This window comes from Parabacteroides timonensis (assembly GCF_900128505.1).
In the GTDB taxonomy this organism is placed as follows: domain Bacteria; phylum Bacteroidota; class Bacteroidia; order Bacteroidales; family Tannerellaceae; genus Parabacteroides; species Parabacteroides timonensis.
Genome location: NZ_LT669941.1, coordinates 1,175,788 through 1,189,092 on the forward strand (window position 1 = coordinate 1,175,788; position 13,305 = coordinate 1,189,092).

General features: G+C 34.0%; 15 protein-coding genes and 1 tRNA gene. 4 read left to right on the forward strand and 12 right to left on the reverse strand.

Annotated features, from left to right (window positions below):
* Positions 1–209 precede the first annotated feature (209 nt).
* From BQ7394_RS12365 to BQ7394_RS12405, 9 genes are all read right to left on the reverse strand, one after another.
* Positions 210–3,947 carry an NACHT domain-containing protein gene (locus tag BQ7394_RS12365; RefSeq protein WP_075557720.1) on the reverse strand — a complete coding sequence of 1,246 codons (3,738 nt, stop codon included), beginning with the start codon at positions 3,945–3,947 and terminating at the stop codon, positions 210–212.
* Between the two features lie 142 nt (positions 3,948–4,089).
* Positions 4,090–4,962, reverse strand: a complete 873-nt coding sequence (locus BQ7394_RS12370; RefSeq protein ID WP_075557721.1) for a DUF5712 family protein — start codon at positions 4,960–4,962, stop codon at positions 4,090–4,092.
* A 4-nt stretch (positions 4,963–4,966) separates the two neighbouring features.
* Positions 4,967–5,551: a BfmA/BtgA family mobilization protein gene (locus BQ7394_RS12375; protein WP_075557722.1), complete on the reverse strand. Its 585-nt coding sequence runs from the start codon at positions 5,549–5,551 to the stop codon at positions 4,967–4,969.
* Between the two features lie 284 nt (positions 5,552–5,835).
* On the reverse strand, positions 5,836–6,168 hold the full coding sequence (locus BQ7394_RS12380; protein ID WP_075557723.1) for a helix-turn-helix domain-containing protein: 333 nt from the start codon (positions 6,166–6,168) through the stop codon (positions 5,836–5,838).
* Positions 6,169–6,297: 129 nt separating this feature from the next.
* Positions 6,298–6,642, reverse strand: a complete 345-nt coding sequence (locus BQ7394_RS12385; RefSeq protein WP_046452704.1) for an RteC domain-containing protein — start codon at positions 6,640–6,642, stop codon at positions 6,298–6,300.
* A 43-nt stretch (positions 6,643–6,685) separates the two neighbouring features.
* Entirely contained in the window at positions 6,686–6,913 is a 228-nt protein-coding gene (locus BQ7394_RS12390) for a hypothetical protein (protein WP_173664699.1), read from the reverse strand.
* Positions 6,914–7,033: 120 nt separating this feature from the next.
* Complete coding sequence (locus BQ7394_RS12395; RefSeq protein WP_032536112.1) at positions 7,034–7,684, reverse strand: HAD family hydrolase; 651 nt, start codon at positions 7,682–7,684, stop codon at positions 7,034–7,036.
* Complete coding sequence (locus tag BQ7394_RS12400) at positions 7,681–8,286, reverse strand: sugar O-acetyltransferase (RefSeq protein WP_075557724.1); 606 nt, start codon at positions 8,284–8,286, stop codon at positions 7,681–7,683. The genes BQ7394_RS12395 and BQ7394_RS12400 overlap by 4 nt, the downstream gene beginning before the upstream one ends.
* Before the next feature lie 11 nt (positions 8,287–8,297).
* Positions 8,298–8,807, reverse strand: a complete 510-nt coding sequence (locus tag BQ7394_RS12405) for a nitroreductase family protein (protein WP_075557725.1) — start codon at positions 8,805–8,807, stop codon at positions 8,298–8,300.
* Between the two features lie 109 nt (positions 8,808–8,916).
* Here BQ7394_RS12405 and BQ7394_RS12410 point away from each other — a divergent pair, with 109 nt between their 5' ends.
* From BQ7394_RS12410 to BQ7394_RS12425, 4 genes are all read left to right on the forward strand, one after another.
* On the forward strand, positions 8,917–9,759 hold the full coding sequence (locus BQ7394_RS12410) for a helix-turn-helix domain-containing protein (protein WP_046452707.1): 843 nt from the start codon (positions 8,917–8,919) through the stop codon (positions 9,757–9,759).
* Between the two features lie 196 nt (positions 9,760–9,955).
* Positions 9,956–10,270 carry a helix-turn-helix domain-containing protein gene (locus tag BQ7394_RS12415; RefSeq protein WP_010535366.1) on the forward strand — a complete coding sequence of 105 codons (315 nt, stop codon included), beginning with the start codon at positions 9,956–9,958 and terminating at the stop codon, positions 10,268–10,270.
* A complete protein-coding gene (locus BQ7394_RS12420; protein ID WP_075557726.1) occupies positions 10,257–10,550 on the forward strand; it encodes a DUF3876 domain-containing protein in 294 nt (97 codons plus the stop codon). Before BQ7394_RS12415 ends, BQ7394_RS12420 begins: the two co-directional genes overlap by 14 nt.
* Before the next feature lie 53 nt (positions 10,551–10,603).
* Entirely contained in the window at positions 10,604–10,897 is a 294-nt protein-coding gene (locus tag BQ7394_RS12425) for a helix-turn-helix domain-containing protein (protein ID WP_005778546.1), read from the forward strand.
* A gap of 284 nt (positions 10,898–11,181) precedes the next feature.
* Here the strand turns inward: BQ7394_RS12425 and BQ7394_RS12430 are convergent, their stop codons facing one another.
* The 3 genes from BQ7394_RS12430 to BQ7394_RS12440 form a co-directional block, all read right to left on the reverse strand.
* Complete coding sequence (locus BQ7394_RS12430) at positions 11,182–12,402, reverse strand: site-specific integrase (protein WP_075557727.1); 1,221 nt, start codon at positions 12,400–12,402, stop codon at positions 11,182–11,184.
* 242 nt (positions 12,403–12,644) lie between these two features.
* Positions 12,645–12,717: transfer RNA gene (locus BQ7394_RS12435), tRNA-Lys, on the reverse strand.
* 90 nt (positions 12,718–12,807) lie between these two features.
* Positions 12,808–13,305, reverse strand: a complete 498-nt coding sequence (locus tag BQ7394_RS12440; protein ID WP_075557728.1) for a CatA-like O-acetyltransferase — start codon at positions 13,303–13,305, stop codon at positions 12,808–12,810.

The window sequence follows — 13,305 nt, forward strand, 5'->3', positions numbered from 1 at the left end:
ATCCGCCTGGGATTCTCCTTTCAGAGTTACCACGCTGATATTTAAAACTTTATATTTTTAGCTTCAAGCATATCCCATGAATTATCCCACTAATTTGCTACGTGCTTTTGCGGTAGTTTGCTTATGGAGAATACTAGGAACAAAGGTAAACTTTTTCTTCTGATTTACAAAATTAATATTTTTAATATCTTGTAATGAGTAATAATCGTCTAATATTCAAACCAATCGTCGTCTGCCGCAATTTTTCCTACAGCCTTAGTGTTCTTTATTGCATAATCATGACAGATTTCTTCTGCAATAGAGCATAAAATTCTTGGATATGAATGACAATCTGACATTATTATTTTTGCAGACTCATAATCTAACGTAATATTATGTCTTCTTCTATTTAAATAGAAATTTAAAGGTGAATTCATTTTTAAATATATCCTTTTTATTTCTGGTAATAAAATAGAGATATTCGCAGCTTGACGAATATTTTGAATAAGATAATTCAATTTCAAGGACAATATCTTGAGATCATTTCCATTGTAAAATTGGAAAAAAACATCTATATATTCTATACGATCTTCATATTTCATTCTTAAAAATAGAATGAGTTTACATTTATCGGATATATTTAGTTCTGATCTCAAATAAGCATGCTGTTCCTTTGTCATTGACATGGAAGAAAGCCATCCTAGTTTTTCAAGAGATTCAATTAATTTGTCTTGGTTTACTTCCGATAAAATATTGTACAACTGATCTATAGTGGGAAGTAATTCAATTATTGTTTTTGCAGTCCCCCAAACCAATAATACCAGAAGGGCTAAGTACTTATTGTCAGATTGACTTAAAATTTTTTTCCAATAGCTGACATTTCCTGATTTTAGCCGGGCATACCGAATTCTTTTACATAAAGATTGCTTATTATCTTCTAAATTATTAAACTCGGAGAATTTTTGAGTTTGTGATTTAATGCCAGCAGATAAAACTGCATATTCATATAAAAGGATTGAATCTCCAAATATCTTTCTAGTTTCCTCTACTACTATATCCCATGGCAATATACTAATTCTCCATTGTTCTATTGGCATGCTGAAAACCGATTTACAATTTTCTAATATATTGATAATTTTTTCATCAAGTGGGTCTACTATTGGAATATCATTTTGGTTTTCCTCTTCGTCTAAATTCATAATGATTCTTTGGTCGTAAAAGAAAGATTCATATGGCATATTTACATCATATAAAGTATCTTGATAGAGTCTCCCGTTATATTGAATGCATAGCAGTTTATATAATTGATAGATAGGTGAATTATTTCCTCTCCGATCAATAAAAAACACATTTCCATTTAAAATATTTTCTAATAATAATTGTTTATGTTGAGGTCTTGTATTAATGTAATTAAACTGATTGCTATTAATTAATAGTATTAATTTCTTGCAATCTTTATTGCTGTCAATTGCGAGAATTTCATCAATTTCATTATATGATAATTTGCATAATATTCCAAGATTATACCCATATTTAAACCATTGCGTTAATTTCTCTCCGCTAAGATTTAAGCAATATTCTTTCCACTCTTTAACGCAGCTTTCATTGTTATTTACAATGATATTGATTAGTTCCTTTGCATAATCTTCAGTCGGAAACTTTTTTAAGCAAGCCATACATTGGTTTACAAGTTCTTGTTTTCCACAATTAATAGGCAACACTATTGTGTTCTTTTTTGCTCTATATCCTTCAGATAATACAGCACCAATATTTATTCCATCTAAAATGATTTCAATTGCATTTTGGAATAATTTAGGATATTGAGAGAAAACCCAATCAGATAAAAGCTGTGCTGTTATATATCGAGGAAAACTTGTATATTTCAAAATTGGATCTGATTGTATTTCTTTCAATTTAAAAATTAACATAGGCAATTCGCCTCTGTCAAAGCATCCTGCAAAAAAACGCAATACATTGTGCCAGTAATAGTTTTTAGCTAAAGCTTCAAATCTGTCAGGCTTAGTTCCATTTTTTTCTGTGCCTGCAGGGCAATAAGGGGCGGTATCATATAGATATTTCGCACAAAAATATTCTCTTAACGGTTGAACTTCAAATTCAAATGTGCCTTGTACTCTTGATACTAATGCACAAACTCGTTCATGCATAACTGAAAATAATTTGTCTGCAAGATCTATGGGATGTCCCTCTGACTTTAAATAGGTATTTAATTTATTTTTTAAGCGCTGAATTTCTATTCTTCCGTTATTCTTTAAAGTTTCTGCTTCTGAATGTAAAACCCATGCTAAATATCGATGAATATTGATAATTAAATCTCTTTGGTCTCTTATGTCTGCATTTTTTTCAGATTCACGATTAAAAAAAAGATCTATATAGCTATCATATAAAGATGTTCGTTTGTTTGGCAATGACTCACCCCTTGTGTTTAATAGACTGATCAAAATTGCTAATTGCATTGGGCTTTTTGCTAATTCTTTTAAATGGGGGAGTTTTAGTTTTTCTTCAACAAGTTTTCTTATTGAATGAGCCTCTCTTTCAGTCATCCTTTTAGAATGTATCCATTTTTCTAAATATTCTTTTGTTGTTGAATCTTTTATATCACTTAGTTCAAAATGGGGATATTCAATAATAGGGAAACTATTTGAATTAGCAAAGGCAGCAGGTCTACTAGTTATTATAAACTGTAAAGATAGCAGATTGCTACTTAATCTAGAATAACCCTTTTGAATTGCTTCTACTACTTTATTCCTTAGTTTAGTATCTGCTATTTCATCAAATCCATCTAATACAATGAGAACTGCAGCCCTCTTGCCTATGGCAAAAAAATCACTCATCTCAAAGTCTTCAATTTTTGAATGATAAAAAATATGAGCAATCAAGAAAGACTCAAAGCTTTCTTGCCACCTTCTTTCAAAATAATTATCATTAACAATATTACTATATGGATTTTGCCTATTTAACCAAGATGCAAAGTCTCTTAAATCTATTTTAAAAGGTATTTGCAGTGGCATATTTCTTACTTTTATTGGAATTTTCTCAATTTCCCATTTTCTATTTAATAATCTTGCTCTATGTACTTGACATATATATTGGGTAATAGTTGATTTACCTTGTCCAGGACCTCCTTCTACAACTAGCTTTGAACTTTTTACATATTTATTTAAGGATAAAAGATAGTCAACAGCTCCAGTGCATTCTTCATCGACTTTATCTAGTTCATACTTAGAATGAATATGCCAAGCACGTATACATTGGAACACATTTGACTTCACTTCATTTCTAGATAGATTTCTAATTTCTTCTTTGGGTATAATAGGAACATCAACAAATAAATCAAATATATTGTTCTGTAACTCTATTTGTTTAAATTTTACTTCACAATCAAGATCATACTGATCTTGCAAATAAGCTCTTAAAACAGACTCTCTTTTTTCTTTTTTTTCCTCTAAATTCTGAAAAACATTGTAGTTTAATATATCTTGTCCATTCAAAATGTCACAAAACGACCATTTTAGCAAAGGATAGGTATCCAAAAATCGAGATAAATCATCTCTCCACCAACAGAATGCGGGTATAGGTATTGTCTCATCTAAAAAATGCTTTATTTTATCAATAGTTCCATTATCTAAATGTGAGCTTCCTTTTACATTGGTTATTAAGTAATATGCTTTAGCATTTCTACGTTCTGCTAAGAATTTTATTTTAGGTAGTTCTTTTTTTATTGTTGATGATAACCACTCATAGATATTGGAAACATTATTTCCATCCCTACTAAATTTAACCTGAAAAACTGTAGATTCGCCTTTATTACCAATGTAAGCAAGTCCATCTCTTCCCCCATCTGGTTGACCGACAGGAAAACATTGTGTATTACTGAATTGTGTGTTGATTATGCATTGACATAACTCCTGAAAACGCTCATCACCTAGATTTTCAAATAAATAGTTCATCGTATTCTTGTTATAGTGATCTACAAAATTAATACAATAAATGTAAAATAGAAACTAAATAGGAAATTTTATACTAGTTATATACATATAGAAGATTGTTATGGATAAATTAGGTGAGAAAAAGGAGATTTATATAATGAGTTTATGATTTTTTTCTATTTCTAGGCTTTGGATTTTTTTCTTTAGAACTATGTGGAAAACTTGTTTCTAATGAAATGGAAGAAATGAATGAATTGTCTTGTATGATAGTATTATTAATATCTGCATAAAGAACTTGATTATTTACCTTCTTGCGATCAATATTGTTCTCTGTATCCCTTCCATTAAACTGAATTTCTTGCTCTTGTAGTTTAAGTTGCTCAGTTAGAGAATTGTTTTTCATCATGCTATAGTAAACGAATGATTCCGATTGTTGGCGGTCGTAACCAAACAGTTTATCAAAGCCTTGTTCCACTTGTCTGAATAGATTTATACGGTCAAAGCCTTTTATTACAACTCCTTTCTTAGTATTCTTATGGTTGGTAAGCGGTGAAAGTTTCTTTTTATTGGTTTGATCTTTACGACTTATAATCAAATGACAGTGCATATTTAGTACGTTGTTGGAACGACTACGGTCAAAATGAATCTTACTGTAAAACTTTATATCCGAAGCAGATAGCTCTTTATTGAAATTCTTGGCATATTCAGGAATAAATACTTCACGGATATAGCGCTTCATTGCTTTGGCTTGTTCCTGTTCTGTATTACCCATCGCCCTAAGCTCCTTTTCCGATGGACTGACATGGATAGCGTAAAACTTAGCATCCGTTTTTATGAGTTGCCCGATATTACTATCAATATCTTTTATAACTTTTGATTTGTATATATTATCATCTGTCAGATTGAAGAAGCCTTCGGTATAGATGCCTTTTTCCATTCGTTCGAAATCCTCATGTTCCATATAATTTGCTAGTTGTCGGCTACTACCAGCATTATTATATATACCATTAGATGGTGGGGCAAAGTCTATGTGCATAATCCTATGTATTTATCAGATTGCTGATTTTAACTTTCAGGTTCTCTTTTCTTTTGCTATCCATCACACCACAAGCGGATAACTCCGAATAGAGTTGTATCAGGTGAAGTAACTTTTTATAATCCCGTTGGTGTATCTGGTAGAGTGCGTTAATTTGTTTCGATTGGTTGTTTATCACATCGGCATGATTACAGAACTGTTCACTTAACTTTTTTAGTACCACTGTTTGTCTCTCCTGACTGACTTTCAGTTGAGAGAGAATAAGAGCTTCCAAAGTTTTGCCAATAGCATCGAAACGCAAAGCAATAGAATTTGTTGCCCGTATCATGGGATTCAGTTGTTCTTCCTCGTAGTGACGAATGAAGCGGATAATATCATCCTGTCTCTTATTTATTTTCGCCAGTTCTGATTTTACGGATTCAGGTGCTTCGGATGGGTTGATATGTGCCTTGTCTATATACCCGAACGCCAACTTTACAACTTCACTCTTTTTCAGTGAATAGCGTTTGCATATCTTCTCTACCAAAGCTGCCGTTTCCTTGTCTATGGAAATGGTAGTGAATATCGTTTTTCGACTGCTGTTTGGCATGGTAATTACTTTTTTATAGAAATATGAATAGATAAATACCTGATAATAAGCATTTCAAAGAAAATGCTTATTACAGGTGTCATTACAGCGTGTTCTTGTAACACGCTAAAGCCGAAGGCTTTGCCCCGCAGGGCAAGAGGGAAGAACAGGACTTGTCCAGTTCCCTCTTGCTCGATTTAGCGAAACGGGCTGAACCGATAGGTGAAGCAGTTTCTGTTAAATCGAGGTGACAACACAAAGAAATAACCCGCACACAGGCTTCTTCCCTCTACTGCGTTTTGCTATCAGGGCTGATTTGTCAACTGATTGTCTTTTTCAAACCGTTTGTAGGTTTGAGAATCGGCACGTTCACGAACAAAAGCTCGAATATCTACAGCCCGATAATAGGTTTTCTTTCCGATAGTGAAATAAGGAAGTTGATTATTTACTCTGTAGCGTTGAAGAGTTCGGAAAGATACTTTCAGGAGAAAAGCTAAATCCTGATTATCAAGAATCTTCTCATTATCATCTAGTACTGTATCAGTATTGATAAGAGATTTCAAATCTTGTCCGATTACGGTGAGCTTTTTGGATAGCTTTTCCATCCACTTCTCGAAGTTTTCGTTGTCTATATACATTTTGCTTCATTTTTTAGTTTAACATTATTGTTCTCAATCGATTGATGAAGCAAAGTACGGTAAATGGATGCAAATAAGTTAGGGGTGTAGTATATCTACTCCCCTAACAATTGTTGGTAAGTTCTTGATTTATAGATAGCCTTTCTTTTTACTTTCTTCGGCAATAGCTTTGCGAAGTGTATCTAAAAATTCAGTTACTTTAGATGGCTTGCGCTTTATGACGCTTTCGTGTTTCTTGTGAACATCTCCTAATTTGATATTAAAGAGGTGTTCAAATGCTCTCCCAATTTCTGTTAATGGTGATTTTGTTCCGGCATGGGTTACTACTCTTTGTGATAGGAATAGTCCACTAATCAACTCCATGATTTCAACTAGGTTGGTATTGTCGGTCAAATAGAGTGGTGAAGGTGGAAGGCTGCTTATTCTATTTTGAAATTGGCTGGGGTACTGAATTTTTAGATTCAGCAGTTCCATTTCTGCGGTAATAGTAGCCTGTACCTTTTGTATGAACAGCTTTTTAAGCGCATTTTTCCCCCTGCCCGTAAAGAGGTATTGTTTCAAGTAAAGCTATCTCGATACGGGTAGCTGCAAGAATTCGATAAGTAGTTGAATAATCATTTCCATTACTTATAGTTCTAATCTGTTCAACAAATTCGCCATAGGCTTCTTGCATTTCATTATTAGTTACTTCTTGTGAGGTTTCAGAGAATAGTCCGAACATCCTCATGTTTAACAATACATTCATAAGCATAATTTTAATGGTAAGTATTATATAGAAAGACTTAACGTCTGATTTCATGCTTTTATATTACCAATAAATATCCATTATGCCAGAAAATACTAAAATCAATCTACGAATATGAATCTAAACTAAATGAGCTTCTTTCTTTAGAAAAGAATGAAGTGATTTGATAGAACTAAACACATATCCTTGATTTTCCTTTTCTAATTTCTTCATTTTTGAGAGTGAGGCTATCCATGCAGCAGATAAGCATTGTATTCCAACTTTACTACAAGCGGTAATATCGGAAAATTCATCTCCAACATATACCATTTCTGCTGGTTGGATATTATATTTTGACATTAATTCCGTCATTGATTCCGCTTTTGTGTTTCTATCTGGCGATCCGATTGAAATACTATCAAAAAGAGCTTCCATTTCAAAATGGTGAAGCGTAATATCACAACTCCTTTGACCTTTACCTGTTATTAAAGATACAATAATTGAGTTCTTCTTCAATTCTGTTATCAATTCTCTTATCCCTGCAAATGGTTGAATGTAGACTGTGTGCATTTCTTTGTATTTCACATAAAAATCAATCAGAGCTTTTTCCCAATCTTCTGAAACGACCTCTTTAATCATTCCCTCTTCATTAAGTCCGAATGTTTTCACAATATCATCTTCTGACAATATTTTTGATGCATAGGGAGATACTGCCTGCTTAAAGGCTTCGATACACATTGGGATTGTATCGGCAATTGTACCATCCAAATCAAAAGCGACCAATTTTATCATAGTTTCTTAGTTTGATTGATTTGACGTATCACTTTACATGGATTTCCAACGGCTAAACTATTTGCCGGAATATCTTTTGTAACAACACTACCTGCTCCAATTACACTACCGTACCCAATTGTTATTCCGGGAAGGATTATTACACCTTCACCAATCCAGCATCCATCCTCAATTGTAATAGGCAAAGCGTAAGTGCGGCGAACTCGTTTTATTCCATCTTCTGTTTCAACAGGCGCTAGCCGTTCATCTAAATCAATAGGGTGAGTTGCTGTATAAAGCTGAACATTAGGGGCAATAAGAACATTACTTCCGATAGTGATTTTATTACAATCCACAAAGGTACAACCAGTATTTACAGTAACATTATCCCCTATATGTATATTGCAGCCATAATCACAAATAAATGGACTGGCAACCGAAACTTTCATTCCGATACTACCTAGCATCTTTTTTAGCAAGCTGTGTTTTTCTTCTTTATCCTCATAAGGTAATGAATTATATTTCATCAATAACTTATGTGTTCGGTTTTTTAAATCCAAGAAAACTTGGTTATGACAATCATACCATTCACCAGCCAGACATTTTTCCATTTCTGTTTTCATAATTGTTACGTTTATAAGATTGAAACTATTTCGGTTATATCTTTTCGTTTAGATGATTTTTCAGGTGGTTGTTTTACATAACCTAATGAAATAATTGCCACAGGGTACATATTGGGAGATAAATGAAGATTATCCTTTACCATATCAGGATCGAAATTACATACCCAGCAGCTACCTAATCCTTGTTCTGCTGCGGCTAAACAAATATGTTCAGTCGCTATTGCTGCATCAATATCTGCATGGTTCTTATTGTCTGATTTTCTCACCCAAGATATTGAATTGTCAGCACAAACTACAATATAGAGTGGAGCTTCGGTAAACCATTCACGTGGATAAGATTGTTGAATCAGTAGTTTTGGTTTATTACTTTTTACGACAAAAAAGTGCCAAGGTTGATAGTTTACAGCAGAAGGAGCAAAACGGGCACATTCTAAAATGTAGTCGAGTTTTTCTTGCTCAATCATATCAGAAGAATAGTTTCTTGCTGAATAACGTTGTTTTGATAGTTCTAAAAAGTTCATAAGTAATCTAATTTTGATTTATGGCAAAGTTATACCTATTTTATTTCAAATATAGGTATATGTTTTCGCTATATTGGTATAATTCCGCTTTATGTGTTATATTTGAGGTATGAAAAAAGAAAATCTTCATCAACCATTTGAGATCAGCTTTAACGAGCATAATGAATCGTTATTAACTGAGCATGAGCATACTTTTTTTGAACTAGTCTACATCTTAACAGGAACAGGTATTCAATGGATTAACAATAGTATGTTCCCATATCATGATGGACACTTGTTCTTGATAACTCCAAATGATTCTCATTCCTTTGAGATTCACACAACTACAAAATTCATTAACATCAAGTTTAATGACATCTATATACATTCAGCCATATTTGGTTCAGAGAATATCCAGAGATTAGAATTTATTTTGCAACATGCAAATCATCAACCGGGTTGCATCCTTAGAAATAAGGTGGATAAGCTATTAGTGAAACCAATGATTGAAGCAATTATTCGCGAGTATGTAAATAGGAATCTGTATAGTAAAGAGATTATCACACAGTTGATAAATACTATAATTATTGTTGTGGCAAGAAATATAGCTATGTTTTTACCTCAACAAGTCGATGAATGTTCAGATGATAAGTCTCTCGATATTCTTCAATATATCCAAGCAAATATCTATCAAACAGGTAAAATTAGAGCAAAAGAAATCAGTCAGCATTTTGGTATATCTGAAAGTTACTTGGGACGTTATATAAAAAAGCATACCAACGAAACAATGCAGCAATACATATTAAGCTATAAACTAAAATTGGTCGAAAGCAGATTGTTACATAGTCAAATGAGAATAAATGAGATTGCCGAAGAACTAGGATTTACCGATGAAAGCCATTTGAGTAAATTTTTTAGAAAAAACAAAGGCTGTAGTCCTTCAAGTTTCAGAAAAAGTAATAAGACAATATGATGCGTATCTATTCTTAATCTAATATATTTCAACGATAACATATATACTACTTATCTGTTTTCTTATTTCAATAAGAAGCCAGCAATAGTCAAATTCCACCACTTCCAGACAGTTTTTAAAACGTCTCTTGATTCTTCTTTCATTTGCCGATGAAAATAGAATCAACACGTTTTATAAACCATTTAAAAGAGAAAGTATGGAAGTAGTAACCATTGAAAAGAGAACCTTTTCGTATGTCTGCGAACGGTTCACCGAGTTTGCCAAACGAATAGAAAGTTTGTGCAGCACTCATACCCAGAAAGTAGAAAACTGGCAGGATAGTCAGGAAGTGTGCCTGTTGTTAGGCTTTAGTAAGCGAACGCTGCAATATTACCGAAGCAGTGGACGGCTGGCTTATTCACAAATCGGCAGCAAGATTTATTATAAGTCTTCCGATATTGAAAGAATTATTGCGGACAGTGAAACACAAAATCAATCATCCAAACAAACCACGTCTTATGAAAAGAACTAAAGAAGATTACCCGTCCTTCAACCTGTTTTCTATTGTCGGCACATGGGAAAGCGTTAATCTGAATCCTACGGTTATCATCTACCGGAACGATAAAGAGTATCTTCTTTCTATTATATATGTATCGGAAACCACCAAACAGGCTTCGCTCGCTACTTATGAGATACAGCAAGATGGTAGCCAGTATTTTATTACTGTTGCATCCAAACGGCTCTATATAGATTGTGATCCGGCAAAAGATGTACTTAGCATTTCATCACTGGGTGATTATCTGCGTAACTAACCAGCCATCTAGCCATCTTGAAATCAATATTTCAATAAAACAATCTTTCAATCATGGAATTAATAAATAAAGATACCCCGCAAATTAAAGAGTTTATTTCTTCGCTTGATTCGATGCTGAACGGTATTGAATCTATAGTCAAGCATTACAAGCCCCACCTGAACGGGGAGCGCTTTCTTTCTAACAATGAAGTTTCCAAGAAACTGAATGTCAGTTTGCGAACCCTGCAAGAATGGCGAGATACAGGTCTAATCCCCTTTATCCAGATAAAAGGTAAAATCATCTACCGTCAGAGTGATATTGATAAACTGCTCCAAAAGCACTACTTTGAAAGTTGGAAAGAGTAACCTGCCAAGCCTAAAACATTGTTTTTCGGAATTTAATTTGAATCGTTGACTTTTCCAGTGAAGTATTTAGTCTGCGCAAGTCTTTGGATAAAAATACGCTTGGAATGAAATGGAGAGGAAGATTTTTATTCAAACTGAAGGCTCGGACTTGAACAGGCTAAATACGGAACTTACCTTTGTCAATGCTTCATATTGAGTTCTGGAAAACTTACTATAAAAGAAAAGGATTGAGAAAATGAAATTCATTCTTCCCAATCCTTTTTCAATATTAGCTACTATCTTTATTATATAGCCAATTCCGACAGGCAGCTATTTACTTTTTGCATATCCTTGAAAATATTCTGATCCAATACCCTTGCATAGTGTTTTGTTACGCTTGTATCTGCATGACCTAACATCTTAGCAACATTCTCCATACTCACGCCATTTGCAAGGCAAATGCTTGTGGCATAGCTATGACGGGTGGTATGAGTGCTAAGATTTTTATGAATTCCGCACACATCGGCAATTTCCTTCAAATAACTGTTCATGCGTTGATTACACAATACAGGTAAAAGTTTTCCGGTACACTCTGCCACATCCTTATATTGATCAAGTATGGAAGCTGCCACAGGTAACACAGGAATGTTACACATGATTTTGGTCTTTTGGCGGTTCTTCCTTATCCAAAGTTCCCCTTTGTTGTCTTTTACCAAGTGTTCGGGTGATAAATCTTTCACATCGCTGAACGCCAAGCCAGTAAAAATGCAAAAGACAAAAACGTCACGTACCTGTTCTACTCGTTTAATTGTGAACTCTTTAGCGAGAATGATTTTAATCTCGTCCATTGTCAGAAATTCAGGATCTGTTTCTTCCAGTTTGAAGCGATAGTAAGCAAACGGATCTTTCTTTATCCAGTCGTTTTCCAAAGCAATGCGGATAATCTTCTTCAAATTTTTCAATCGGGTGATAGCGGAGTTCTGCGCACAACCTTTTTCAATCTTCAAAAAAGCATCGAACTTAGAAATGAAGTTGGCTTCCAAGTTATTCAGGGCAATATCCGGTAATTGATATTCTTTCTTAATGAATTTTTCTAAATATCGGGTAGTGGTTTCATACCGCTGGACGGTCTTACTTACAAAGTCTTTTCCAATCAGCTTACGGCTTTGTTCATTATGCTCTCTGAATACCTGCAATAGCGTTTTGTTATCTTCGTCCACACCATAATACAGTTTTCTAACAAGATCAACAGTGATAACCTTACCGGAAGTTTCCAGTTCTCTATAAATTTGGTGTACGTGGGAACGTGTGATTTCTAAGTAGTGGTTCAGTTCCACCGACATGCGGTCTTTGCCTTTTGAATTCTCTTTTGCCTGATTCCATAGGTTTACGGGACAACTTCTTTTGATAGAAATATCTACTATACAGCCGTTTACGGTGATTCTCATGCACACGGGTGCTTCTCCGTTCTTTAATAATTTGCCTTTCTTGATGAAGAACAATACAGAAAATGATTTTCGAGCCATTTTTACATCGTTTTTAAAGTTACAAAACTATGTATTCTCTTCCAAAGTAAGTCTATGCAAAAGACTATGAATCAGTGAGAAAGATGCAAATTCATGGGACTTTTTTGAACTAAATTTTAGTCCCACGATTTATCCACCGATAATATGCTTGAAACGGCTTTTTTCTGCTACCTGCCAGAAAAAATAAATCCCTGATAATGTCTGATTATCAGGGATTTGCTTGATTTTTCTTTTGTTTTCAGTGATCCGCCTGGGGTTCGAACCCAGGACCCCATCCTTAAAAGGGATGTGCTCTACCTGCTGAGCTAGCGAATCATCCTGTGCGTTACTTCTGTAATGCGGGTGCAAAGATAGGGGGTTGTTTTTTATTATGCAAATATTACAACAGTTTTTTTGCAGAAATTTTCATTTCATGCACGAAGCCACTTCCATAGCTATCTCCTGAATATCATTTATAAGTTTGCAAGATACCGAACAAAAATTCTTCGGTTGGCCGGGACGGGCCTTTATCACTCCTGTTATATCCTTATACTTCTGCATATCCTCAGAAACGGTCTTATAGAATATCTCAAAGTCAGCATTGTATTCACTCCATATATCTGTAAATGTTTTATCCGCATCATGGAAAATAGTATAACATGGAACAACCTCGTCCCAATAACCTAATTCTCCTTTTTCGTTAAAGCTCATACGAAATTCTTTGTTCTGATTGACAGCCCTCATAATAACGTATAACATTGTGGGAAAGAATTTTATATTCTTTCCCTTTTGCTTTGTTACAAGATTGGTAATATCGAGATTGGCATTTAGATTATACTTGCACTTTATTTGTGAATAGTAATAATCAAAATGAACGCTCCTTTCCCAACTTGTTTTGTCTATAACATGAAAAACAGGTTTCAT